The sequence below is a fragment of the Pseudomonas sp. UMAB-08 genome (genome assembly GCF_900095225.1).
In the GTDB taxonomy this organism is placed as follows: Bacteria; Pseudomonadota; Gammaproteobacteria; order Pseudomonadales; family Pseudomonadaceae; genus Aquipseudomonas.
The window spans coordinates 57,970-81,062 of the sequence record NZ_LT607416.1 but is presented as its reverse complement, the minus strand read 5'-3'; the positions used below and the strand labels follow the sequence as shown (position 1 = coordinate 81,062).

Annotated in this window: 24 protein-coding genes; 11 read left to right on the top strand and 13 right to left on the bottom strand. The window is 56.6% G+C overall.

The window, feature by feature from the left end; translation table 11 throughout:
• The first annotated feature begins 17 nt into the window (after positions 1-17).
• Positions 18-2,864 (top strand): valine--tRNA ligase, encoded by a 2,847-nt coding sequence (locus K0F75_RS05945; RefSeq protein ID WP_219060937.1) that lies wholly within the window; start codon positions 18-20, stop codon positions 2,862-2,864.
• 177 nt (positions 2,865-3,041) lie between these two features.
• Positions 3,042-4,043, top strand: a complete 1,002-nt coding sequence (rlmF, locus tag K0F75_RS05940) for a 23S rRNA (adenine(1618)-N(6))-methyltransferase RlmF (RefSeq protein WP_219060936.1) — start codon at positions 3,042-3,044, stop codon at positions 4,041-4,043.
• A 107-nt stretch (positions 4,044-4,150) separates the two neighbouring features.
• Here rlmF and K0F75_RS05935 read toward each other — a convergent pair whose 3' ends face one another.
• The gene (locus K0F75_RS05935; RefSeq protein ID WP_219060935.1) at positions 4,151-4,432 is read right to left on the bottom strand and encodes an HU family DNA-binding protein; all 282 of its coding nucleotides are present in this window, start codon (positions 4,430-4,432) and stop codon (positions 4,151-4,153) included.
• Positions 4,433-4,848: 416 nt separating this feature from the next.
• Here K0F75_RS05935 and yejK point away from each other — a divergent pair, with 416 nt between their 5' ends.
• Both yejK and K0F75_RS05925 read left to right on the top strand, forming a co-directional pair.
• Positions 4,849-5,850, top strand: a complete 1,002-nt coding sequence (yejK, locus tag K0F75_RS05930; protein WP_219060934.1) for a nucleoid-associated protein YejK — start codon at positions 4,849-4,851, stop codon at positions 5,848-5,850.
• Between the two features lie 22 nt (positions 5,851-5,872).
• Positions 5,873-6,223 (top strand): glutaredoxin family protein, encoded by a 351-nt coding sequence (locus K0F75_RS05925; protein WP_219060933.1) that lies wholly within the window; start codon positions 5,873-5,875, stop codon positions 6,221-6,223.
• Between the two features lie 38 nt (positions 6,224-6,261).
• Here the strand turns inward: K0F75_RS05925 and K0F75_RS05920 are convergent, their stop codons facing one another.
• The 4 genes from K0F75_RS05920 to K0F75_RS05905 form a co-directional block, all read right to left on the bottom strand.
• Positions 6,262-7,194 carry a glutathione S-transferase family protein gene (locus K0F75_RS05920; RefSeq protein WP_219060932.1) on the bottom strand — a complete coding sequence of 311 codons (933 nt, stop codon included), beginning with the start codon at positions 7,192-7,194 and terminating at the stop codon, positions 6,262-6,264.
• Between the two features lie 84 nt (positions 7,195-7,278).
• Complete coding sequence (locus K0F75_RS05915; RefSeq protein ID WP_374028607.1) at positions 7,279-7,599, bottom strand: GIY-YIG nuclease family protein; 321 nt, start codon at positions 7,597-7,599, stop codon at positions 7,279-7,281.
• A gap of 51 nt (positions 7,600-7,650) precedes the next feature.
• Positions 7,651-8,121: a nuclear transport factor 2 family protein gene (locus tag K0F75_RS05910; protein WP_219061298.1), complete on the bottom strand. Its 471-nt coding sequence runs from the start codon at positions 8,119-8,121 to the stop codon at positions 7,651-7,653.
• 110 nt (positions 8,122-8,231) lie between these two features.
• Positions 8,232-9,509: a CynX/NimT family MFS transporter gene (locus K0F75_RS05905; RefSeq protein ID WP_219060930.1), complete on the bottom strand. Its 1,278-nt coding sequence runs from the start codon at positions 9,507-9,509 to the stop codon at positions 8,232-8,234.
• 220 nt (positions 9,510-9,729) lie between these two features.
• Here K0F75_RS05905 and K0F75_RS05900 point away from each other — a divergent pair, with 220 nt between their 5' ends.
• The 5 genes from K0F75_RS05900 to K0F75_RS05880 all read left to right on the top strand — a co-directional run bounded on the left by K0F75_RS05900 (position 9,730) and on the right by K0F75_RS05880 (position 13,113).
• Positions 9,730-10,224 carry an Hcp family type VI secretion system effector gene (locus K0F75_RS05900; RefSeq protein ID WP_219060929.1) on the top strand — a complete coding sequence of 165 codons (495 nt, stop codon included), beginning with the start codon at positions 9,730-9,732 and terminating at the stop codon, positions 10,222-10,224.
• Positions 10,212-10,925, top strand: a complete 714-nt coding sequence (locus K0F75_RS05895) for a DUF4225 domain-containing protein (RefSeq protein ID WP_219060928.1) — start codon at positions 10,212-10,214, stop codon at positions 10,923-10,925. Before K0F75_RS05900 ends, K0F75_RS05895 begins: the two co-directional genes overlap by 13 nt.
• Positions 10,922-11,227 (top strand): hypothetical protein, encoded by a 306-nt coding sequence (locus tag K0F75_RS05890; protein WP_219060927.1) that lies wholly within the window; start codon positions 10,922-10,924, stop codon positions 11,225-11,227. Before K0F75_RS05895 ends, K0F75_RS05890 begins: the two co-directional genes overlap by 4 nt.
• A gap of 758 nt (positions 11,228-11,985) precedes the next feature.
• Positions 11,986-12,315 carry a hypothetical protein gene (locus tag K0F75_RS05885; protein ID WP_219060926.1) on the top strand — a complete coding sequence of 110 codons (330 nt, stop codon included), beginning with the start codon at positions 11,986-11,988 and terminating at the stop codon, positions 12,313-12,315.
• A gap of 222 nt (positions 12,316-12,537) precedes the next feature.
• Positions 12,538-13,113: a hypothetical protein gene (locus K0F75_RS05880; RefSeq protein WP_219060925.1), complete on the top strand. Its 576-nt coding sequence runs from the start codon at positions 12,538-12,540 to the stop codon at positions 13,111-13,113.
• 83 nt (positions 13,114-13,196) lie between these two features.
• On the opposite strand, the gene K0F75_RS05875 is transcribed toward K0F75_RS05880, so the two are convergent.
• From K0F75_RS05875 to K0F75_RS05860, 4 genes are all read right to left on the bottom strand, one after another.
• A complete protein-coding gene (locus K0F75_RS05875; RefSeq protein ID WP_219060924.1) occupies positions 13,197-13,961 on the bottom strand; it encodes an amino acid ABC transporter ATP-binding protein in 765 nt (254 codons plus the stop codon).
• Between the two features lie 10 nt (positions 13,962-13,971).
• Entirely contained in the window at positions 13,972-15,069 is a 1,098-nt protein-coding gene (locus K0F75_RS05870) for an amino acid ABC transporter permease (RefSeq protein WP_219060923.1), read from the bottom strand.
• 10 nt (positions 15,070-15,079) lie between these two features.
• A complete protein-coding gene (locus tag K0F75_RS05865; RefSeq protein WP_219060922.1) occupies positions 15,080-16,261 on the bottom strand; it encodes an amino acid ABC transporter permease in 1,182 nt (393 codons plus the stop codon).
• 70 nt (positions 16,262-16,331) lie between these two features.
• Positions 16,332-17,360 carry an amino acid ABC transporter substrate-binding protein gene (locus tag K0F75_RS05860; RefSeq protein WP_219060921.1) on the bottom strand — a complete coding sequence of 343 codons (1,029 nt, stop codon included), beginning with the start codon at positions 17,358-17,360 and terminating at the stop codon, positions 16,332-16,334.
• 480 nt (positions 17,361-17,840) lie between these two features.
• Here K0F75_RS05860 and K0F75_RS05855 point away from each other — a divergent pair, with 480 nt between their 5' ends.
• Together K0F75_RS05855 and rhlB are read left to right on the top strand one after the other, a co-directional pair.
• Positions 17,841-18,497 carry an alpha/beta hydrolase gene (locus K0F75_RS05855; RefSeq protein ID WP_219060920.1) on the top strand — a complete coding sequence of 219 codons (657 nt, stop codon included), beginning with the start codon at positions 17,841-17,843 and terminating at the stop codon, positions 18,495-18,497.
• 147 nt (positions 18,498-18,644) lie between these two features.
• Positions 18,645-20,123 (top strand): ATP-dependent RNA helicase RhlB, encoded by a 1,479-nt coding sequence (gene rhlB, locus K0F75_RS05850; protein WP_219060919.1) that lies wholly within the window; start codon positions 18,645-18,647, stop codon positions 20,121-20,123.
• A gap of 105 nt (positions 20,124-20,228) precedes the next feature.
• Here the strand turns inward: rhlB and moaE are convergent, their stop codons facing one another.
• From moaE to K0F75_RS05830, 4 genes are all read right to left on the bottom strand, one after another.
• Positions 20,229-20,687, bottom strand: a complete 459-nt coding sequence (moaE, locus tag K0F75_RS05845) for a molybdopterin synthase catalytic subunit MoaE (RefSeq protein WP_219060918.1) — start codon at positions 20,685-20,687, stop codon at positions 20,229-20,231.
• 2 nt (positions 20,688-20,689) lie between these two features.
• Positions 20,690-20,935, bottom strand: coding sequence for a MoaD/ThiS family protein (locus tag K0F75_RS05840; RefSeq protein ID WP_219060917.1), 246 nt, complete (start codon positions 20,933-20,935; stop codon positions 20,690-20,692).
• A complete protein-coding gene (gene moaC, locus K0F75_RS05835) occupies positions 20,932-21,417 on the bottom strand; it encodes a cyclic pyranopterin monophosphate synthase MoaC (protein WP_219060916.1) in 486 nt (161 codons plus the stop codon). Before moaC ends, K0F75_RS05840 begins: the two co-directional genes overlap by 4 nt.
• A gap of 178 nt (positions 21,418-21,595) precedes the next feature.
• Entirely contained in the window at positions 21,596-22,990 is a 1,395-nt protein-coding gene (locus tag K0F75_RS05830; protein ID WP_219060915.1) for a PhoH family protein, read from the bottom strand.
• Positions 22,991-23,093 lie beyond the last annotated feature (103 nt).

Genomic DNA, 23,093 nt, shown 5'->3' with positions numbered 1-23,093 from the left:
TTAGGGTCCCGCCGCGCATGGATAAGACCTACCAGCCGCACGCTATTGAAACTTCCTGGTACCAGACCTGGGAGTCCGAGAACTATTTCGCTCCGCAAGGCACGGGTGACGCATACACCATCATGATCCCGCCGCCGAACGTCACCGGCAGCCTGCACATGGGTCACGGCTTCAATAACGCGATCATGGACGCCCTGATCCGTTTCCGCCGCATGCAGGGTCGCAACACCCTGTGGCAGCCGGGTACCGACCACGCCGGTATCGCCACGCAGATGCTGGTAGAGCGCCAGATCGAAGCTCAAGGCCTGAGCCGTCACGACCTGGGCCGTGAAAAATTCCTCGAAAAAATCTGGGAATGGAAGGATCAGTCGGGCGGCAACATCAGCCGGCAGATCCGCCGCCTGGGTTCATCCGTGGACTGGAACCGCGAGCGTTTCACCATGGACGACGGCCTGTCCGATGCCGTCAAAGAAGCTTTCGTGCGCCTGCATGAAGACGGCTTGATCTATCGCGGCAAGCGCCTGGTCAACTGGGACACCAAGCTGCACACGGCGATCTCCGATCTGGAAGTGGAAAACCACGACGAGAAAGGTCACCTGTGGAACCTGCGTTATCCACTGGCTGATGGCGCTCAAACCGCTGACGGCCTGGATTACCTGGTCGTTGCCACCACCCGTCCGGAAACCATGCTGGGCGACGCCGCTGTAGCGGTTAACCCGGAAGACGAGCGCTACAAAGCCCTGATCGGCAAGTTCGTCGAGCTGCCACTGGTTGGCCGCCGTATCCCGATCATCGCTGACGATTACTGCGATCCTGAATTCGGCACCGGCTGCGTGAAGATCACACCGGCCCACGATTTCAACGACTATGAAGTCGGCAAGCGCCACAATCTGCCGCTGCTGAACATCTTCGACAAGAACGCCGCCGTGCTGCCTGTCGCGCAGGTGTTCAACATCGACGGCACGCTCAACGATCAAGTGGATGGCACGCTGCCCGCAGCCTACGCCGGTCTCGACCGTTTCGAAGCGCGCAAGCAGATCGTCGCCGCCCTTGATGAAATGGGTTTGCTGGTCAGTGTCGATGACCACGCGCTGAAAGTGCCCAAGGGCGACCGCTCCGGGACCATCATCGAGCCGTGGCTCACCGACCAGTGGTACGTCTCCACCAAGCCGTTGGCCGAACCCGCCATCGCTGCCGTAGAAGATGGCCGCATCGCTTTCGTGCCCAAGCAGTACGAAAACATGTACTTCTCGTGGATGCGTGACATCCAGGACTGGTGCATCAGCCGTCAACTCTGGTGGGGCCACCGCATCCCGGCCTGGTACGACGAGTCCGGCAAAGTCTATGTCGGCCGCGACGAAGCCGAAGTGCGTGCCAAGCACAACCTGGGCCCGGACATCGCCCTGCAACAGGACAACGACGTTCTCGACACATGGTTCAGCTCTGGGCTTTGGACCTTTTCGACCTTGGGTTGGCCGGAAAAAACCGAAGCACTCAAGACCTTCCACTCCACCGACGTACTGGTCACCGGCTTCGACATCATTTTCTTCTGGGTCGCCCGGATGATCATGCTGACCATGCATTTGGTGAAAAACGAAGACGGCACGCCGCAGGTTCCGTTCAAGACCGTGTACGTGCATGGTCTGGTACGCGACGGCCAGGGTCAAAAGATGTCCAAGTCCAAGGGCAACGTCCTTGACCCACTGGACATCATCGACGGCATCGAACTCGAAGACCTGGTCGCCAAGCGCACCACCGGGCTGATGCAGCCGAAACTGCTGAAGAAAATCGAAAAGCAGACCCGCGAGGAATTCGCCGACGGCATCGCCAGCTATGGCACCGACGCCCTGCGCTTTACGTTCTGCTCGCTGGCCTCCACCGGCCGCGACATCAAGTTCGACATGGGCCGCGTCGAAGGCTATCGCAACTTCTGCAACAAGATCTGGAACGCCGCACGCTACGTTCTGGACAAGGGCGAAGACTGCGGCCAGAACGGCGAAGCGGTAGAGCTGTCGCTGGCGGATCGCTGGATCATCTCCCAGCTGCAACGCACTGAAAGCGAAGTGACCCGACACCTCGACCAGTTCCGCTTCGACCTCGCGGCACAGGCATTGTATGAGTTCATCTGGAACCAGTATTGCGACTGGTACCTGGAGCTGTCCAAGCCGGTATTGTGGGACGAAACCGCACCGGTCGAGCGTCAGCGCGGCACCCGCCGTACGCTGGTACGGGTACTGGAAGTCGCTTTGCGTCTGGCTCACCCGTTCATGCCCTTCATCACCGAAGAAATCTGGCAGCGCCTGGCGCCACTGGCTGGCGTGAGCGGCAAGACGATCATGCTGCAACCGTGGCCAGTGGCCAACGAGGCACGCATTGATCAGGCCGCCGAAGACGATATCGAGTGGCTCAAGGGCCTGATGCTCGGCACCCGCAACATTCGCGGGGAAATGAACATCGGCCCAGGCAAGCCGCTGCAATTGTTCCTCAAGAACGTCAGCGCCGAAGATCAGCGTCGCCTGACCGAAAACGACTACCTGTTGAAAAAACTGGCCAAGCTCGAATCCATCACCGTGTTGGCTGAGGGCGTAGAAGCGCCGCTGTCTGCCACAGCGCTGGTGGGCGAGATGGAAGTGCTGGTGCCGATGGCCGGCTTGATCGACAAAGCCGCCGAGCTGGCGCGACTGGACAAAGAAATCCTGCGCCTGCAAGGTGAAGTGCAACGCGTCGGCGGCAAGCTGTCCAACGCCGCCTTCGTCGACAAGGCTCCGCCTGAAGTCATCGCCAAAGAACGCGCCAAAATGGCCGAAGCCGAACAGGCTTTGGGCAAGCTGGCTGAGCAACACGCACGGATCGCCAGTTTGTAAGGGCGACAAGTAAAACTGGCTCGCAAGCGAGCCAGTGGCACCCTGTAGGAGCTGCCGAAGGCTGCGATCGACTGCGAAGCGGTCGTGGTCTTAAACAAGCGAAGGTTGTTCCAACCTTATCGCAGCCTTCGGCAGCTCCTACAGGGCTACGCCTACACTTCACAGAATTGACTCCTCATGACAGCTCCACGCACACCTAAAGCACCCAACAAACCCGCCGAGCCCCGTGAAAAAGCGACCCTGCATCCCCGCAACCGCCATCAAGGCCGTTACGATTTTGCGCAGTTGATCAAAAGCAGCCCGGAACTGGGCGAATTCGTGGTCATCAATCCGTATGGCAAGGAAAGCATCGACTTCGCCAACCCGACTGCCGTACGGGTGTTCAACCGGGCCTTGCTCAAGTCCTATTATGGCGTTGCCCATTGGGATATCCCGGCGGACTATCTTTGCCCGCCGATTCCAGGACGTGCCGATTACCTGCACTTCATCGCTGACCTGTTGGCCAGCAGCAACGACGGCGTTATCCCGCGCGGTGCGTCGATTCGTGCGCTGGATATCGGCATGGGCGCCAACTGCGTCTATCCGTTGATCGGTCACAGCGACTACGGCTGGCAGTTCCTTGGCTCGGAGATCGATCCGACTGCCGTTGCGGCCGCTACCGCCATCGTCAAGTCCAATGGCCTGAGCAAAGCCATCAGTCTGCGCCTGCAAAGCAATCGCTCGCACATCCTTCTGGACCTGCTGCGCAGCGACGAACGTTTCGACCTGAGCGTATGCAACCCGCCGTTCCACGCCTCAATCGACGAAGCGCAACGCGGCAGTCAACGCAAATGGCGCGCCCTCGGCAAAGCTGATCCCAAGCGCAAATTGCCGGTCTTGAACTTTGGTGGGCAGTCGCAGGAATTGTGGTGCGAAGGCGGCGAAATTGGCTTCGTGACGCAACTGATCAACGAGAGCAAGCAGGTACCGCGGCAGGTATTCTGGTTCAGCACGCTGGTATCGAAGGCTTCCAACCTGGCCTCGATTCAAAGCACGCTGAAAAAGGCCGGGGTTGTGGAAAGCCACGTGGTGGAAATGTCACAAGGCCAGAAGCAGAGCCGCTTCGTTGCCTGGACTTTCCTCGACAAAGCACAGCAGCAAGCATGGCGCCTGGAGCGCTGGGCATCGGCCAAAAGCTGAGTTCACGCTGGATGGGTTTACCGCAGGCCTGAAAAAGCCGTGCCCGGAGCGATCCGGAGCACGGCTTTTTTACAGCAAGTAAAAACTGCCCTTAAGGCAGCTTCGGCTTACTTGTTAACCGAATCGGTCAACCCTTTGGCAGGCACGAACTTGATCACTTTTTTGGCAGCGATTTCGATGGCAGCGCCCGTCGACGGGTTACGGCCAGTGCGAGCTGGACGCTCGGTCACTTTCAATTTGCCAATGCCTGGCAAAGTGATTTCAGCGCCATTTTCCAGTTGGTCAGCAACAATTTGGCCCAATTGCTCAAGAGCATTACGCGCGGTGGTTTTTGGCGCGTCGATAGCTTCAGCGATATCGGCGATCAATTGGTCTTTAGTCAGAGCCATGGTGGTGTTCCTTCCCTATCAAATTCATGTGGATTGCAGAATGCGGCATCGGCCTGGGGCCAGACAATGAATCCGGCCCTCCAGTAGCAGCCACGATTAATCGCGAAATGTAGATACTGAAACCGGGCTTTGGTTCGACCTGACGCTTACAAACTGCATGCTTAGCGCCCTTCAAGTGCGCAAGACCGGGCAAAACTAGCACAGAGACGATCAAATATCCGCACCTACCTACCCATTTGGTCAGCTTTAGAGCGTTAGAGCATGAAAAATACAGGGCAAACGCCTGATTCAGGCCAAAACCCGTGTCTTGCGAGGCGTTCTGGCAGTGCCCAAGGTGCGTTACACTGCCCGACCTTGAATTGAGCGCGGGCTCCACCGCAGCGCTTCATCATCCGTTTACCCCAGCCGAGAAGCCCATGCCGATCCGTCATTGCATCGTCCACCTGATCGACAAAAAACCCGACGGTACGCCAGCAGTCCTGCATGCGCGCGACTCCGAACTCGCTGAGTCCCAGGCCATCGAGCACATGCTCGCCGACCTCAACGAGAGCTATAACGCCAAGCAAGGCAAAGCCTGGGGGTTTTTCCACGCCGAATCCGGCGCGCACCCTTTCAGCGGCTGGTTGAAGGAATACCTGGAAGGCGGCAAGGATTTCACCGCATTCAGTCGGGTCGCCGTCGAGCACCTGCAGAAGCTGATGGAAGAATCCAACCTCTCGGTCGGCGGCCACGTTTTGTTCGCCCACTACCAACAAGGCATGACCGACTACCTGGCCATCGCCCTGTTGCACCACAGTGAAGGCGTGGCAGTGAATGCCGAACTGGACGTGACGCCGTCGCGCCATCTGGACCTGGGCCAATTGCACCTGGCCGCACGGGTGAATATTTCCGAGTGGCAGAACAACAAGCAGTCCAAGCAGTACATTTCCTTCATCAAGGGCAAGAACGGCAAAAAGGTTTCGGAATACTTCCGTGACTTCATCGGCTGCCAGGAAGGTGTCGATGGTCCGGGCGAAACCCGCACCCTGCTCAAGGCCTTCAGCGACTTCGTGGAGAGCGAAGACCTGCCGGAAGAGTCCGCCCGCGAGAAGACCAAGACACTGGTCGACTACGCCAGCAGCCAAAGCAAGATCGGCGAGCCCATGGGCCTGGAAGTGCTTTCAGGGCTGATCGACGAAGAACGCCCACGCGCGTTCTATGAACACATCCGCAACAAGGACTATGGCCTGTCTCCGGAGATCCCGGCGGATAAGCGCACCCTGAATCAGTTCCGCCGTTTCACCGGCCGTGCAGAGGGTCTGTCGATCAGCTTTGAGGCCCATTTGCTGGGCGATAAAATCGAGTACGACGAAGAGGCTGGCACTTTGATCATCAAAGGTCTGCCCACCCAACTCACTGACCAGTTGAAGCGCCGGTGATGGTTAAAAAGGGCTCTGGCAGATGCTGACGCGCACGCTGAAAAAGTTTCTGCTGATCATGCTCGTGGTTGTGGCTTACCAGAACTGGGGCAAGATCGAACACCTGTTCTCGCCGTCCTCGGCAGTGGCGACTCAACGTCAGGCGCAGGCCAACGTCGTGCTGTACGCCACTGACTGGTGCGGCTACTGCAAAAAGACCCGACGTTTTCTCGACAGCAAAGGCATCCCGTACAAAGAGTTTGATATCGAGAAGTCAGCCGAAGGGCGCAAGGCCTATGAGGCGTTGGGTGGACGCGGCATCCCGCTGATCGACGTAAATGGCACGTTGATCAGGGGATTCAGCCCGGAAGCGATCCTGGCGGCATTGAAGTGATGTCAGCAGCACCCGAAAGCAGGCGCGGGACTTTCTGCTCAGCGCGCCTCGATCCGAAATCCAAAGCGCGGAAAGTGCACATGCACTACACCCGTGCGCTCGTCCTCGCGACGCAGAATCAGCTCTTCACGACCCGCAAAGACTAACTCGCCTTCCACCGGATCGACGCCGTAGTCAACGGCGGAGATGGCCACTTTCTGGCCGGGGGTGAAGCCGTTCGGGTCCTCGAAGACCTCGTCCGGCAGCGCGGCAGGCGTAGCGTTACGAGCGATCTCCAGAGCGTCTGTGGCACTCATGTCGCTGAACGCACCGTGACCGAAGCCCAGCACTCGATTCAACCACGTCGACACCGCCGGGTAGGCATCGACAAACGGTGCGGTCACGGGCGTCTGCTTGAGAAACCACAGGGTGTGGGCCAGGGAGAAGTCGGCAATGGAGGCCTCACCGAACAGGAAGTCGCCATTGCGTTCCAGTTGCAGCTCCAACCGGGACATCAGGGTCGGCCATTGATGCTTGGCCTGCTCCAGCGTCAGCCGTGATGCGGTGCCGCCACTGAACAACCCGGCACGGTCGGCAATAAAGGCTTTGACCGCCTCGGGCGGTACTTTGGCAAAACGCAGGGCGATGGATTCTGGCTGGAACACCAGGCTCACGGCATGCTGGAACATGATTGAATCGGACCAGGCAGCGAAGCTGGCCACGGTGAATTCCTGGCCTTCGGGGAAAAACGTAGGTGAGGCTTTCTGCTGTTCCAAACGGCGGGCCATCAAGGCCGTGTCGCAATAGATATCGGCCCCCACTTGCAGCACCGGCGTCTTGCGATAACCCCCGGTCAATGCGGTCAGGTCAGGCTTTGGCATGACGGGTGAGATCATCACCGAGCGCCACGACAGCCCTTTGAAGCCCAGGATCAAACGGGCTTTTTCGGAAAACGGCGAGGCTGGGTAATGGTGCAGGATCAGCTCTGTCATGTTCGGTCCGCCCTTCAGATGGAAAGTCAGCAGCTTACCTGCCTGAGTCCTGCGAGCCTACCCGGTCAGCCTGATAACCGCTCATCACGCCGATGGATCAGCAACCGCACTCAATACCAGGGCTTCCTTGGCGCTTTTTTTCAACTGCTTGATCAACCGTTCCTGACGCAAGGCCTCACGTTTATCGCAGCAGGCTTCGGTGTAGACCAGCGCGACCGCCGGGCTGGAATAGAAGAAGCGCGCACCCTTGCCACTTTGATGGGCGGCAAAACGGCGCTGGGGATCATCGCTGATTCCGCAGTACAACGAACCGTTGGCCGCGCGCACCAGATAGACGAACCAGGGCTTGCCGGCGTTGATCGTCATCGGCGTATCGTCGGCCGGCGTGAGGGAAGCTTCTTGCATGGTGGTCATGAACGCAGGCAGTTAGAGCGAGCTGACGATCTTAGCAGAGCGTCAGCGCCCGGCCTGGAAAGCTTTCAGGCCTTTCTGCGCCTGAGCCCGAATCGCGTTTTGCACAAGCGGTGTCCAGCCCAACAGCAGACCTTTGGCGCCCAAGGCCTGACGCGACCAACGCCACAGGTCGAAATGGTCACGATGTTCGCAGATCTTTCCGTCGCGAAACACGAAGCGCGCCTGGATATCGTTGACCACGGTGTTGCCGGTCTGGCTGAACAGGTAGGTCGCGACCCAATGGGCACCGCCAGTGCGCTCGTCGGCGCGCACGCTGTCGAAGGTCACGGAAAACTCTTTGGCCCGCGAGGTCAACATGCGCCACATGTCACCAGCTTGCCGTCCGCGCAGCTCGCCAAACACCGGATCACTGAACAGAACGTCCTCGGTGTAGCAGGCGCTCATGGCCTCAGCGTCCAGCCGGCTGAACGCCTGGTAAAACTTAGTGATTACTGCGTTGTTGGCATCGCTCAGGCGTGTTGCTTCGCTCATACAGTCCGGTTCCATGGCTCACGAAAGATGCCTGCACGATAGCCTGCACCCCATGCCCTGACTATCTGCATTCGCGACGAGAATACCGTCGCTCAGACTTTCTCGCTGTGGACCTGTACGTACAACGCACGCCCGGCGCCCAGCCCGAAAACGATCGCGGCCAGACCGACAACAGCGAAAATCCAGCCAACGGCATTCCAGCCATCGGTCAAGTCATGAACGATACCCACCGCGAACGGCCCCAGGGAAGCGAGGGTATAACCGAAGCCTTGAGCCATGCTCGACAGGTTGGCCGCGACATGTGAATCCCGCGAGCGCAACACGATCAGGGTCAGCGCAAGGCTGAAGGTCCCGCCCTGCCCCAGGCCCAAAACAATTGCCCAACCCCACAGACCGTCGAGCGGCCCATAGAGGCAACCGAACAAACCGCCGAGCGTCAGCAGCATCACCACCAAAATCGCCAGCCGCTGGTCCTTCCCGCGTGTCGCCAGCCAAGGCGCAGTCAGGGCACTGATCAGTTGCACCATGAGCGAACCGGACAACACCAGACCCGCTTGGGTCGGGGACAGACCACGGCTGATCAGAATCGATGGCAACCAACCAAACACGATGTATGCCAGCGATGATTGCAGGCCCATATAAAGGGTGACTTGCCATGCCAGTCGATCACGCAGCAATCCATGCACACGGTAGGCGACTCGGTGCAGACCCTGCTCCTGACGTGTCTGGGGTAACCAGAACACAGCCGCGAGCATTGCTGGAATGATCCAGAAACCAAGGCCCGTCGCCCAACTGTTGTCGAAATACTGGCTTAACGGAACGGTCGAGCCGGCAGCCATCGCTGCGCCCAGACACAAGGCCATGGTGTAGACGCCCGTCATGGTCCCGGCCTGTTTGGCGAAATCCCGTTTAACGATCCCCGGCAGCAACACACCGATGATGCCGATGCTCGCCCCGGCCAGAATACTGCCTGCAAACAGCCCCGTTTCACCGAATGAACTGCGCAGAATGATCCCGCCCGCCAGCGTCAGCAAAATGCCCAAGACCACCCGCTCGCTGCCAAAACGCCGCGCCAGAATCGGCGCCAACGGCGCGAACAATCCCAGACACAGCACGGGCAACGTAGTCAGTAATCCGGCTTTGGCCGCCGACAGGCCCAGGCTTTTCGATACGTCGCTGAGCATCGGCGCCATGCTCGACAACGCCGGACGCAGGTTCAAGGCGACCAATACCAGCCCCAGTAACAACAGCCAGGGACGTTTTAGTACCGGATGATGTTGCTGCACCTGCTCATCGTCAGCTTCGGCATCGATCAGCAGTTCATTGATGTCACGGGGGCCTGTGCTCGCCTGAGGCGCCTTAGTCGTCATTTGATTCTCTGGTCAGGTTCTGGATCAGACCGGGCATCCTGTTGGAGAACGACAGAGAACACAAGGTTGGTCAATCTGTGGGCTTGCCTTCGAATCCCTTAACGCGGCGTGTCAGATATACCGCCATCGCGCATAAATATATGAAATTCAGAAACGTCCTACATCCCCCCCCAAAACCTTCGGAATATAATTGTCGGCAATTTAAATGGAGGTTCATTCAATGGCAAACCATGGTTACATGACTGTCTCAGGAAAACAGCAAGGCCTCATTTCAGCGGGCTGCTCAAGCCAAGAGTCCATTGGCAACAAGTGTCAGACAGCGCATATTGATAAAATCATGGTGCTGTCGTTCGTTCACGGAATGCATAATATTGAAAACTCCGGACACGCCACACACCAACCGATAGTTATTACCAAAAACATTGACAAGGCAACCCCGCTATTGGCTCAAGCGCTAGCCAATAGGGAAGTTGTAGACTGCGAACTGACCTTCTACCGAGTCTCGAAGTTTGGCACACAAGAAAAATTCTTTACCGTAAAATTAAAAGGCTGCCTGATCGCCAATCAGATCATGAGCATGCCCCATGCCATCTCGGAAAATGACGCAGAACCTGAAGAACAAATTGCCATTCGCTACCGTGATATTACCTGGACGCATCATTTGGCAAATACCAGCGGTTACAGCTCTTGGGATGACTCGGCATGGAGCAAATAAACAAGAAGCAAAAACCAAGCAGCGATGATTACTCAAGAGTCACCCATGCGGCGGGTGTACTGGCGAGCCAAGCGTGCTCGGTGTCGGCATTACACATTAAAGATGGAATGCTTCGAATTCAATTCAACCGTGAGGTTGCGTATTACGCGCGGGGGATTGTCAGGGATGTTGTGGAGGGGAGGAAGAGTGCCGAACAAGGATTAAAGGAGATTGGAGGAGAACAGAAGAGTCTGTGGGGGCAATCACTAGAACTCGGTCAAAAAAGCGCTGGCATTATCGGTGGGGGCGCACAGATCATAGCCGGCGCCGGAATCTGCTATGTGTCCGTAGGCACAATGTGCCTCACCGTCGGTGCGCTCTTGATGGTACATGGAGCAAATAATATGTATGAAAATACGATGAATATTATTGAGGATCGTAACGATACAGAAGGCCTGACCAGGAAAGCGTACCAGGTAGCTGCGAAAAGCTTAAACTACGGACCTCGCGAAGGTAATATCGCTTATTACGTGTCTGATGTAGGTTTGTCTCTAGTTGGTGCTGGTCGACTGCTTTTAAAGCCAGGTACGTGGAAGCTATTTAGACCTATCCCAACAGACTACGTTAGGGCATATAAGCGGATGAGCGGTACTGCGCTTACGTTCGAGGCGTACTTAGACTTACAAACAATGCGCCAAATACATGAAGAGGCGGGAAAATGATTGCGTGGATTTTCCCGCTAATAGTCATCGGCGGTATCATCGGGGCTATCCATTTAAAAATATGCCTTTCCGGGAATAACCTGAACGCTACAAAATTATTTTTCTGCATTGTTTTTAATGGGGTATTTGCTGTGCCTTACCTAGATATAATCAAGGCTGATTATTTTGTATTCCTAGGGGAACGGCCGGACATACTTCAAGAGTTTCCTTTCATTGGGGCTATCGCATTGGTCGGTGTATGTGTTCATGCATTGGCGCTTCCCAATAAGTCAAAGCTCAGATGGCGGTTTTCAGAGAGTTAGCCCTTGTCGCTTTTCACTAATATCGAGTGGGATTCCGTATGCAAACTGGAAATATTCGGAGGGAAAGGTCGGTTGCATAACTTAACTTTCTACTTAAGCTTCGCATTTTGCACCATTCTTTTTTACCTTACATCATTGTGGGCCAAGTCTGCACTGGGCAAAAAAAGTTGCTCTCTCATCAAGTATTTTATCATCGTCATATATAATTTATTTTTTGCGAGTGCCCACTGGCGCTTCGCTCAAGACGGATACATTCCGTTTTTGGGGACAAAGGACAACTCAATTATTGGGTGGCTTTCAGTTTTCATGTTGATTGCGTACGCTTACGCTACCCCAGTTCCCTGGATAAAAAATGGGTTATTGCCTATAAGGGCCAACGCAATTCGGTCGGTCAATGATATTGATGTGAAGCAGGACATCGCGACCAGAAAAATAACGACCGCGCGCCGTCACAGGTATATCTATATAGTCGGTTCATGCTTGATTATTCCCGCGTGCGCCGCGTTCTTCTCCGTAATAGTTGTAACTTCCTTGCCAGAGTTCTTCTTCCTTACACCTGTTTATCGGCGAGTGATTTATGCTACTGTATTCAGTATTATTCTATCGGTTACTGTTTATGGGGCACGAGCAGACTATAAAAAGCGCGACCCCATGAATATATGGAAACCTCCAGTTCCGAGAAAAAATATACGTAAGATTCTCAACAACAAACTTGCGTCCGGCAAGAACGGCGACCACACAAAGCCAAAATGAATACCATGATCACCTACGGTCTATTCCCCTTACTTACCTTCATTTTCTACCTACCCACGCTGTGGGCGGTGCACGCCTTTTCCGATATGAAATTTTCCAAAGAAAAACTCATTCTGGTTGTTTTTTACATTTATATTTTTGTATATATCCACCTTCCCTTCTCAACAACGGGAGTTCTGCCGTTCGTAGGAAAGCTAGATAATTCTATTATCGGCCGGCTATCATTTTTCATGAAGTATGCCCATGCCGCTTCATTTCCTGTCCCTGATGTAAGAAGAAAATGGTTCTTACGAAGAGTACGCCCGCCGATGCGCGTCGATATTCCTCCGGGATAGGATTCGATGTACACCTGAGAAAATCAGGCGCCGAGTTCCGTCTGGTATCCCGCGCGGAATGGCCTTCGCAGACAAGTCTGTCTCCTACGATGGTTTGGGTCCGGCCTACTCGGAAATTTCTTACATAAATAAAGGAACAGGCCGGCTTTCAGGGATTTGGCCGGGTGGTATTAAGCGTGGGCGTTAATTATCGCGCTAGTCAAAAAATATCAAGGAGGTTCGATGTCTGCCAATCCCTATGCTACGCCGCAGTCCGCACTGGAAGTCACTCAAGAGGACGAGTCGGCTTTTTTCGTCGTATCGATAACAAAGCTAGCCATAATGTTCATCATGACGTCCGGGCTTTATTATGTTTACTGGTCATATAAAAACTGGAAGATTTATAAGGACTCGACGGGTGCCAGTATTTGGCCAGGTGCCAGAGGATTATTTAATATATTTTTTGTGTATGTGCTTTTTCAACGAATCAATCAAGGTATTGAACGTTCCGGTTGTCATTTGGCCTGGTTTCCCAAATTTCGTGCTATTGCTCTGATGGGGTTGACCTTGATTGGGATGGGCCAGGGTCTGCTTGCCGGCTTCGGGCTGAGCGCGGCGGTGTCCCTGGTCTTGCTATGTGCCGAGACCTACCTGCTGATCGGCGCGCAACGGGCCATCAATTATCTGGAGGATGATTCACGGGGTGAGAGCAATGCCAGATTTACGCTGCTTAACTACGCGTGGATGCTGCTGGGGCTTTGCTTGTGGGGTTTCAGTGTCATTACTCTCATGGGCATGAGGGACCTTGGGATTTTGTAATCGACACGCTCCTTGGGGAAATGCAACAGCCATAAAAAAACCCGGACCAAAGCCCGGGCTTCTTTATGCCGCCTGTCACCAAATCAATGCAAAATCTGGCTAAGGAACAACTTGGTGCGGTCGCTTTGTGGATTATCAAAGAAGTCGTTTGGCGCGGCCTCTTCGACGATTTCACCCTTGTCCATGAAGATCACCCGGTTCGCCACGGTACGGGCAAAGCCCATTTCGTGGGTTACGCAGAGCATGGTCATACCGTCTTCGGCGAGGCTGACCATGGTGTCGAGCACTTCCTTGACCATTTCTGGATCGAGGGCCGAGGTCGGCTCATCGAACAGCATGATTTTCGGCTTCATGCACAGGGCGCGGGCAATCGCCACACGCTGCTGCTGACCACCGGAGAGCTGGCCAGGGTATTTATGCGCCTGCTCTGGAATCCGCACCCGCTCCAGGTAATGCATGGCGATTTCTTCAGCCTTGCGCTTAGGCATCTTGCGCACCCACATCGGCGCCAGCGTGCAGTTCTGCAAGATGGTCAGGTGCGGGAACAGATTGAAGTGCTGGAACACCATGCCCACTTCACGCCGGATCGCTTCGATCTGCTTGAGATCGTTGGTCAACTCGGTGCCGTCGACGATGATGCGACCCTGCTGGTGCTCTTCCAGACGGTTGAGACAGCGGATCGTGGTCGACTTGCCCGACCCCGAAGGTCCGCACAATACGATACGCTCGCCCTGCCGGACGTTCAGGTTGATGTCTTTCAACACGTGGAACTGGCCGTACCACTTGTGCACGCCCTGCATCTGGATCATGCCTTCGGCGCCCAGAGGCTGTTTGATCGCTTCACTCATCACAAAACTCCTAACGCTTGTGGCCTGTGTCCAACTTACGCTCCAAATGCATGGAGTAGCGGGACATGCCGAAACAGAAGATCCAGAACACCAGGGCCGCGAAGACATAGCCTTCGGTGGCCATACCGAGCCATTTCGGGTCGGCGGCGGCTTGTTTGACGCTGTTGAGCAGGTCGAACAGGCCAATGATGATCACCAGACTGGTGTCCTTGAACAGGGCGATAAAGGTGTTCACGATGCCCGGAATCACCAGTTTCAACGCTTGCGGCAGAATCACCAGGCCCATGCTGCGCCAGTAACCCAGGCCCATGGCAGCGGCCGCTTCGTACTGCCCTTTGGGGATGGCCTGCAAACCACCGCGCACCACTTCAGCCACGTAGGCCGACTGGAACAGAATCACCCCGATCAAGGCCCGTAGCAACTTGTCGAAGCTCATGCCTTCGGGCAGGAACAACGGCAACATCACCGAGGACATGAACAGCACGGTAATCAACGGAACGCCGCGCCAGAACTCGATGAACGTCACGCAGACCACACGCACCGCCGGCATTTTCGAACGTCGACCCAAGGCCAGCACAATACCCAGTGGCAGAGCGCCGGCGATGCCTACGGTGGCGATCACCAGGGTCAGCATCAAGCCGCCCCATTGGCTGGTCGCCACGTTGGCCAGGCCGAAAGTGCCGCCGTGCATCAGGAAATACGCCACGGTCGGGTAGATCACCAGAAAGCACAGCCCGTAAACGGCCTTGCGTGGGAACTTCGAGATAAACAAGGGCGCCGCACCGATAACCGCCAACAACACGGTCAGGTCAATGCGCCAGCGCAGTTCGACCGGGTAGTAGCCGTACATGAACTGGCCGAAACGTTGCTCGATGAACACCCAGCATGCACCGGCCTTGGTGCAGTCGGCGCGGGTAGTACCGACCCAGTTGGCATCGAAAATCGTCCATCCCAATAAGGGCGGAACGATCAACCAGACCAGATAGAAAGCAAACAGCGTCAGCAGGGTATTGAGCCAACTGGAGAACAGGTTGGCCCGCATCCACGCCACGACACCCACGCTTAGCTTGGGGGGTGGCATGTCGGGTTTGAAAGTATGGGTTGTCATGCGCTTTTCCTCACCGCTCGATCAGCGCAATGCGCTTGTTGTACCAGTTCATCAGCAGCGAAATGCTGATACTGATCGCCAGGTAAACGCTCATGGTGATCGCAATCACCTCGATAGCCTGACCGGTCTGATTGAGCACCGTGCCAGCAAACAACGAGACCATTTCCGGGTAACCGATACCGGCCGCCAGCGAAGAGTTCTTCGCCAGGTTCAGGTATTGGCTGGTCAACGGTGGAATGATCACCCGCAGGGCTTGCGGGATGATGACCTTGCGCAGGGTCGGGCCAGGGCGCAGGCCCAGCGAGCGTGCAGCCTCGGTCTGACCGTGGCTCACCGACTTGATCCCGGAACGCACGATTTCGGCGATAAACGCCGCCGTGTACACCGTCAAGGCGATGGTCAGGGCCAGCAGTTCCGGGATCATTACCCAGCCGCCGACGAAGTTGAAGCCTTTGAGCTCCGGCATTTCCCAGTGCAGCGGATTGCCCGATATCAGAACGCACAGCGCCGGAATCACCACCATCAAGACCAGGCCAGCCCAGAACTTGTGGAACGGCACGCCGGTGGCTTCGAAGCGTTTGTTGGCCCAGCGGACCATCAGAATGACAGCGACGACAGCCACCACCACGCTGCCCAGGAACGGCCAAAACGCGTCGGTCACGGTGGCGCCCGGCATGTTCAGGCCGCGATTGCTGAAAAAGAACATACCGCCGATGTTATGGCTGCCGCGCGGACCCGGCATGGTCAGGAAGACGGCGAAGTACCAGAACAGAATTTGCAGCAACGGCGGGATATTACGGAAAACCTCGACGTAAACCGTGGCCAGCTTGCTGATCATCCAGTTAGGCGACAACCGGGCAACACCAACGATGAAGCCCAGCAGCGTCGCCAGCACGACACCGATGACCGTCACCAGCAAGGTGTTGAGCAGACCGATGACGAACACCCGCGCATACGTGTCGGACTCGGTGTAATCGATCAAATGTTGAGCAATGCCGAAACCGGCGCTCCGATCAAGGAAGCCGAACCCGGACGTGATGCCGCGATGCTGAAGGTTTGTCTGGGTGTTATCGAACAGATACCAACCCATGAAGACCACCACGCCAATCGTGATGATCTGGAATAGCCACGCACGCACTTTAGGATCGCTGAGGGAAAACCTCTGCTTTGGTGCGCCGATTTGATTTTGCATGAAGTGCCCCATGAAGATTGGAACAGAACAACGCTCGGTAACGGTTAAAGGTTACCGAGCGCAGGGCCTATCAGCGCACTGGAGGTGCGTATTGAATGCCGCCGTTGTTCCACAGCGCGTTCAGACCACGGTCGATCTTCAGCGGAGTGCTTTGTCCGAGGTTCTTCTCAAAGACTTCGCCGTAGTTACCGACCTGTTTAACGATCTGTACGACCCAGTCTTTCGGCAGTTTCAGGTCTTTGCCGTACTCACCGTCAGTACCGAGCAGACGAGCAACGTCCGGGTTTTTGCTGGCTTTGGCTTCTTCTACAACGTTTTTCGAGGTAACGCCCATCTCTTCAGCGTTGACCATGGCGAACAGGGTCCACTTGACGATGGAGAACCAGTCTTCGTCGCCTTTACGCACGACAGGGCCCAGCGGCTCCTTGGAGATAGTCTCAGGCATTACCACGTAATCGCCTGGGCTCGCCAGTTTGCTGCGCTGTGCGAACAGCTGCGATTTGTCGGAGGTCAGCACGTCGCAACGACCGCTTTCCAGCGACTTGGCGCTTTCGTCAGAGGTGTCGAAAGTGATCGGGGTGTATTTAAGCTTGTTGGCGCGGAAGAAGTCGGAAACGTTCAGCTCAGTCGTAGTACCGGCCTGGATACAGATGGTCGCGCCATCCAGTTCCTTGGCGCTTTTAACACCCAGCTTTTTGTTTACCAGAAAGCCAACGCCGTCGTAGTACGTCACGCCGGCAAACACCAGGCCCATGCCCGCGTCACGGGAGCTGGTCCAGGTAGTGTTACGCGACAGCACGTCGATTTCGCCCGATTGCAGCGCGGTGAAGCGCTCTTTGGCGTTCAACTGGCTGAACTTGACCTTCGTAGCGTCACCAAAGACGGCAGCAGCGACAGCGCGGCAAACGTCAGCGTCAATCCCCAGGATCTTGCCTGTCGAGTCTGGAACCGAAAAACCTGGCAGGCCATCACTGACACCGCACTGAACAAAACCCTTTTTCTGAATGGCGTCGAGGGTGGCGCCTGCGTGAGCAAAACTGCTAACGCCGAGAACCGCGGCCGCCGTCAGTACAGCCAGGGTGGATTTCAACATCTTCATTCAAACCTCCAGTTTGCTCTTTGTTGTGTAGGAGCTTGAGTCCCGTCGCACCCTTGTGAGGCGTTAATGACCCGTGCTGGCTTATTTTTGGGTCACGCGACGTAAGACCTGGACCACGAGTCTGGTGCGAGATCTACCCGACACCACCTACCCGCAGCCCGTCAATCGGCCGAATGGACTGAAGCCCCCCATGATGTCCGCTGGACCAGTCCGGTACAGAACGAACCGTACGCAGAATCTTGATACATGGGTTACAAGCTCCCCCGCGGCCATCAGTCGCCTGATAGTGTTACCGCCCGGGGTGAGCGCATTCACTCCGAAGGTTGTATAGCAAAGCCCGTACCAGCATGCTGGCAATGTCGAATTAGCGACACATCAACGGCAAAACTTGTAACCTTGCGACATCGTCCAACCCTATTTTTTGAATGTGCCCTGTACTAACGCACTGCGAAAGAGCGCACGCACACTAATGGAGCAGCCATGACCACCCCTTTGACCCTCCAGCCCGTCAAGACCGCCGATGCCTGCGTCATCTGGTTACATGGCTTGGGCGCCGACCGTTACGACTTCATGCCTGTCGCTGAGACACTGCAAGCCACGTTGCTGACGACACGCTTCGTTTTGCCCCAGGCACCGACCCGCGCAGTCACCATAAATGGTGGCTACGAGATGCCCAGTTGGTACGACATTCTGGCCATGAGCCCGGCCCGGGCCATTAGTCACGAGCAGCTTGAGACATCGGCCCAGATGCTCCTGAACCTGATCGAAGAGCAGCGCGACAGCGGCATCGACCCGGCACGAATCTTCCTGGCTGGCTTCTCCCAAGGTGGCGCGGTGGTATTGCACACTGCATTCCTGCGCTGGCAAGGGCCCTTGGGCGGTGTGCTTGCACTGTCCACTTACGCGCCTACCTTCAGCGATCAAATGACCCTTTCCGCGAGCCAACAACGGACCCCGGTGTATTGCTTGCACGGGCACTATGATGATGTGGTGCAAAACTCCATGGGGCGCACCGCGTATGAGTACCTGAAGGCCTTGGGCGTCACCGCAACATGGCAGGAATACCCAATGGCCCACGAAGTGTTACCGCAGGAAATTTCCGACATTGGCGTCTGGTTGGCGCAAAAGCTGCGTTAATCGCTCAATCAGAGCGGACAGATGCCACCTGAAGCGCGCTGAGAAGCCCTGATTTGACATGTCGTGTAGGGCATTTGGCATGGCACTACGCCGCGCCGGGTTCTTGCTTTACACTGCCTGTCGTATATTCCTTAATCAATTGACGAGATGACCGTGCTCAGAGCACTCAAAAAGATGTTCGGTAAAAGCGAGGCTGAGCAGCTCGCGCCCAGCCCCATCGCTCCTTCGCCTGCTGCCATCGACCCAACCGAGGGCGATCAACGGCCACACAACGCAAAAAAATCGGTACCTGCCAGCACGCCTGTCCAGGATCAGCACACGCACATCGAATCCCCAAAAGTCGAACAACCCAAGGCCGAGCGCCCGCGTCGTGAACGCGCGCCAAAACCACCGGTCATCGCCTGGAAGCCCGAAGACTTTGTCGTAGAGCCACAGGAAGGCAAAACCCGCTTTCACGATTTCAACCTGTCGCCCGAACTGATGCATGCCATCCACGACCTGGGTTTCCCGTATTGCACGCCCATCCAGGCCGAAGTATTGGGCTTTACCCTCGCGGGCAAAGACGCCATCGGTCGCGCGCAAACCGGCACCGGCAAAACAGCCGCGTTCCTGATTTCGATCATCACGCAGCTGGAACAGACCCCGCCGCCCAAAGAGCGCTATATGGGCGAACCGCGTGCCCTGATCATCGCCCCTACCCGCGAGCTGGTGGTGCAGATAGCCAAGGATGCGGCCAGCCTAACCAAGTACACCGGCCTCAACGTCATGACGTTCGTCGGTGGCATGGACTTCGACAAGCAGCTCAAGCAGCTGGAAGCCCGCCACTGCGACATTCTGGTGGCCACACCGGGCCGCCTGCTGGACTTCAACCAACGCGGCGAAGTGCACCTGGACATGGTCGAAGTGATGGTGCTGGACGAAGCCGACCGGATGCTCGACATGGGCTTCATCCCGCAAGTGCGCCAGATCATTCGCCAGACCCCGCACAAGGGCGAACGCCAGACCCTGCTGTTCTCCGCGACCTTCACCGAAGACGTGATGAACCTCGCCAAGCAGTGGACCACCGACCCGTCCATCGTCGAAATCGAAGCGGAAAACGTGGCCAGCGAAATGGTCGAACAGCATATCTATGCCGTGGCCGCCGCCGACAAGTACAAGCTGCTCTACAACCTCGTGACCGAGAACAACTGGGAACGAGTGATGGTCTTCGCCAACCGCAAGGATGAAGTGCGGCGTATCGAAGAGCGTCTGGTGCGTGATGGCGTCAACGCCGCGCAGTTGTCCGGCGATGTCCCGCAGCACAAACGCATCAAGACCCTGGAAGGCTTCCGCGAAGGTAAAATCCGCGTATTGGTGGCCACCGACGTCGCAGGTCGCGGGATTCATATCGACGGCATCAGCCACGTGATCAACTTCACCCTGCCCGAAGTGCCGGACGATTATGTGCACCGCATAGGCCGTACAGGTCGTGCTGGCGCCAGCGGTGTCTCGATCAGCTTTGCCGGGGAAGATGACTCCTATCAGCTGCCTTCGATCGAAGCGCTGCTAGGCCGCAAGATCAGCTGCGAAACGCCGCCGACCGAGCTGTTGAAACCGGTGGTGCGCAAGAGCGCTCAGCCTCAGTAAAAGATCACTGCATCACAAAAAAAGCGCATCCCGGTTTCGGTGATGCGCTTTTTTTTGCTCCATGAAATCAGGAGCCCGTGTATTCGCGAAGAAGCCCGTTCGGGATCAGGTCTTATCGACCCAACGCCCCGCCGCCGCGTGATCACTGTCACGACCTTCGACCCAGTGTGGGCCGTCGCCGGAGGTCTCTTTCTTCCAGAACGGTGCGCGGGTTTTCAGATAGTCCATCACAAACGCGCAGGCATCGAATGCCGCTTGCCGGTGAGCGCTGGCGACGCCGACAAAGACAATCGGCTCACCCGGTTCCAGAGCGCCCACCCGATGCAGCACGTCCAGCCGGAGCAAAGGCCAGCGCTGTTCGGCTTCAGCGGTGATCTTGCCAAGCGCCTTCTCGGTCATGCCGGGGTAATGTTCCAGGAACATCCCTGCGATCTCCCGCCCCTCGTTGAAGTCGCGCACATAGCCGATGAAGCTGACCACCGCACCAACCCCCACATTGGCAGCGTGCAAGGCATTCACTTCGACGCCCGGATCGAACGCAGCCGTCTGCACCCGAATCGCCATGATCAGCCTCCAGTCACGGTAGGGAAGAACGCCACTTCATCGCCTGATACCAGCGGCTCGTCGAGCTGACACAGCTCCTCGTTGCGGGCGCACATCAGGTTTTGTTCGGCCAACACTTGCCACACACCACCACGCAGTGCCAGATGCTCGCGCAGAGCGTCGAGAGTGGCGAACTCGCCGTCTACCGTTTCAGTATCCAGCCCCAAGGCCTCGCGATAACGAGCGAAATACAGCACTTTAAAGGTCATTGCGCGCCCGCCGGCTCTTCAGCAATAAAGTGGCCACTCTTGCCGCCGAGCTTTTCCAGCAGGCGGACGTTTTCGATGATCATGCCGCGATCCACTGCCTTGCACATGTCATAGATAGTCAGCGCAGCGACACTCGCCGCCGTCAGCGCTTCCATTTCCACGCCGGTCTGCCCGGACAGCTTGCAGCGGGCGACGATGCGCACCGCGTCTTCACCGTCCGCGCTCAGCTCGACCTTGACGCCGGTCAGCAGTAACGGATGACACAGCGGGATCAAATCCGAGGTTTTCTTTGCCGCTTGAATGCCGGCAATACGCGCCACGGCGAACACATCCCCTTTGGGGTGGCCACCACTGACAATCATTTGCAGGGTTTCAGGGCGCATACGCACAAACGCTTGGGCCACAGCCTCACGGAACGTCACGTTTTTGTCGGTGACGTCGACCATATTGGCGCGACCTTGGGAATCGAGATGAGTTAGCACAGCCTTACTCCTGAGCAGGAGTGGCGATTGTAAACCTAAAACTGGAACTACCTCATTAACTGTAGGAGCGGATTCATCCGCGAAGGGACGGGACAGGCGCTGGATCTTCTATGCCTGAACCGACGCCTTCGCGAACAAGTTCGCTCCTGCAGGTTTATCCACCGCTCTCCATCAAGCGCTACAAATGGCTCTCCGCATACTCGGCGAGGATCGAACGTGGCACCCCTTGCAGGGTGATGTGCACACCATTAGGGAAGTCCTTGAAACGCTCCGTCAGGTAAGTGAGGCCAGAACTGGTGGCCGACAGGTACGGGGTGTCGATTTGCGCCAGGTTACCCAGGCAGACCACTTTGGAACCGGAACCGGCACGGGTGATGATGGTTTTCATCTGGTGCGGTGTGAGGTTCTGGCATTCGTCGATCAGGATCAGGCTTTGCTGGAAACTGCGTCCACGGATGTAGTTGAGGGATTTGAACTGCAACGGCACTTTGCTGAGGATGTAGTCGACACTGCCATGGGTGTTTTCGTCATCCATGTGCAGCGCTTCAAGGTTATCGGTAATGGCGCCGAGCCACGGCTCCATTTTTTCTGCTTCGGTGCCGGGCAGGAAGCCAATCTCCTGATCCAGCCCCTGCACGCTACGGGTAGCGATAATGCGCCGATAGCGCTTGCTGACCATGGTCTGCTCGATGGCTGCCGCCAAGGCGAGAATGGTTTTACCCGAACCAGCTGCGCCCGACAGATTGACCAGATGGATGTCCGGATCGAGCAAGGCAAACAACGCCAGGCCTTGGTAGATGTCCCGTGGTTTCAGGCCCCAGGCTTCCTGGTGCAACAAAGGCTCCTGATGCATGTCGAGAATCAGCAGTTCGTCGGCCTGGATGCCTTTGATCCAGCCGACAAAGCCTTGCGCATCGATGATGAACTCATTGATGTGCACCGCCGGCAGGTTGTCGATGAGCTGCACGCGATGCCATGTGCGGCCGTGATCCTGGCGAGTTTCGACCTTGCTGACACGGTCCCAGAAGGAGCCGGTCATGTTGTGGTAGCCACGCGACAGCATGGACACGTCGTCGACCAGTTGGTCTGTGCTGTAATCCTCTGCGGCGATCCCACACGCCCGCGCCTTGAGGCGCATGTTGATGTCTTTGGTCACCAGCACGACAGGCAAATCCTTGTTGCGCACGTGCAGGTCGATCAATTGGTTAATGATGATGTTGTCGTTCAGGTGCTCGGGCAACAAGCTGTTGGGCTCGGCCCGCTTGTTCATCAGGATCGAAAGGAAGCCTTTGCAGATGCCTGTGCCCCTGTCGATCGGTACGCCCTGTTCAACTTCCTCCGGCGTCGCGTTGCCCAGTGTCTTGTCGATCAAACGAATCGCCTGGCGGCACTCGGCAGCGACCGAATGCTTGCCGGCCTTGAGCTTGTCCAGCTCTTCAAGGACGGTCATGGGGATAGTGACGTGGTGTTCTTCGAAATTCAGCAGTGCGTTTGGATCATGGATCAATACGTTGGTATCGAGCACGTAAAGGATTGGCTGGTTAGAAGAAGGGGTGCGTCCGTGATCATCCATACTCGCTCACCTTTTTAGAAGCCAAGCAACGCAATACCACAACAGTTCTGCGCCACGGAAAGGCCGCCGTAGCTCTCCTCTTCAGGCAGAGAAGAAAATGCTC

Coding starts and splice junctions, on each gene's coding strand:
- K0F75_RS05945 (WP_219060937.1), top strand. CDS start 18: ATGGATAAGACCTACCAGCCGCACGCTATTGAAACTTCCTGGTACCAG.
- K0F75_RS05830 (WP_219060915.1), bottom strand. CDS start 22,990: ATGGATGATCACGGACGCACCCCTTCTTCTAACCAGCCAATCCTTTAC.
- K0F75_RS05865 (WP_219060922.1), bottom strand. CDS start 16,261: ATGCAAAATCAAATCGGCGCACCAAAGCAGAGGTTTTCCCTCAGCGAT.
- K0F75_RS05935 (WP_219060935.1), bottom strand. CDS start 4,432: ATGGCTCTGACTAAAGACCAATTGATCGCCGATATCGCTGAAGCTATC.
- K0F75_RS05840 (WP_219060917.1), bottom strand. CDS start 20,935: ATGACCTTTAAAGTGCTGTATTTCGCTCGTTATCGCGAGGCCTTGGGG.
- rlmF (WP_219060936.1), top strand. CDS start 3,042: ATGACAGCTCCACGCACACCTAAAGCACCCAACAAACCCGCCGAGCCC.
- K0F75_RS05925 (WP_219060933.1), top strand. CDS start 5,873: ATGCTGACGCGCACGCTGAAAAAGTTTCTGCTGATCATGCTCGTGGTT.
- moaE (WP_219060918.1), bottom strand. CDS start 20,687: ATGGCGATTCGGGTGCAGACGGCTGCGTTCGATCCGGGCGTCGAAGTG.
- K0F75_RS05920 (WP_219060932.1), bottom strand. CDS start 7,194: ATGACAGAGCTGATCCTGCACCATTACCCAGCCTCGCCGTTTTCCGAA.
- K0F75_RS05915 (WP_374028607.1), bottom strand. CDS start 7,599: ATGCAAGAAGCTTCCCTCACGCCGGCCGACGATACGCCGATGACGATC.
- K0F75_RS05855 (WP_219060920.1), top strand. CDS start 17,841: ATGACCACCCCTTTGACCCTCCAGCCCGTCAAGACCGCCGATGCCTGC.
- K0F75_RS05895 (WP_219060928.1), top strand. CDS start 10,212: ATGGAGCAAATAAACAAGAAGCAAAAACCAAGCAGCGATGATTACTCA.
- K0F75_RS05890 (WP_219060927.1), top strand. CDS start 10,922: ATGATTGCGTGGATTTTCCCGCTAATAGTCATCGGCGGTATCATCGGG.
- K0F75_RS05885 (WP_219060926.1), top strand. CDS start 11,986: ATGATCACCTACGGTCTATTCCCCTTACTTACCTTCATTTTCTACCTA.
- rhlB (WP_219060919.1), top strand. CDS start 18,645: ATGACCGTGCTCAGAGCACTCAAAAAGATGTTCGGTAAAAGCGAGGCT.
- yejK (WP_219060934.1), top strand. CDS start 4,849: ATGCCGATCCGTCATTGCATCGTCCACCTGATCGACAAAAAACCCGAC.
- K0F75_RS05900 (WP_219060929.1), top strand. CDS start 9,730: ATGGCAAACCATGGTTACATGACTGTCTCAGGAAAACAGCAAGGCCTC.
- K0F75_RS05870 (WP_219060923.1), bottom strand. CDS start 15,069: ATGACAACCCATACTTTCAAACCCGACATGCCACCCCCCAAGCTAAGC.
- K0F75_RS05875 (WP_219060924.1), bottom strand. CDS start 13,961: ATGAGTGAAGCGATCAAACAGCCTCTGGGCGCCGAAGGCATGATCCAG.
- K0F75_RS05860 (WP_219060921.1), bottom strand. CDS start 17,360: ATGAAGATGTTGAAATCCACCCTGGCTGTACTGACGGCGGCCGCGGTT.
- K0F75_RS05905 (WP_219060930.1), bottom strand. CDS start 9,509: ATGACGACTAAGGCGCCTCAGGCGAGCACAGGCCCCCGTGACATCAAT.
- K0F75_RS05880 (WP_219060925.1), top strand. CDS start 12,538: ATGTCTGCCAATCCCTATGCTACGCCGCAGTCCGCACTGGAAGTCACT.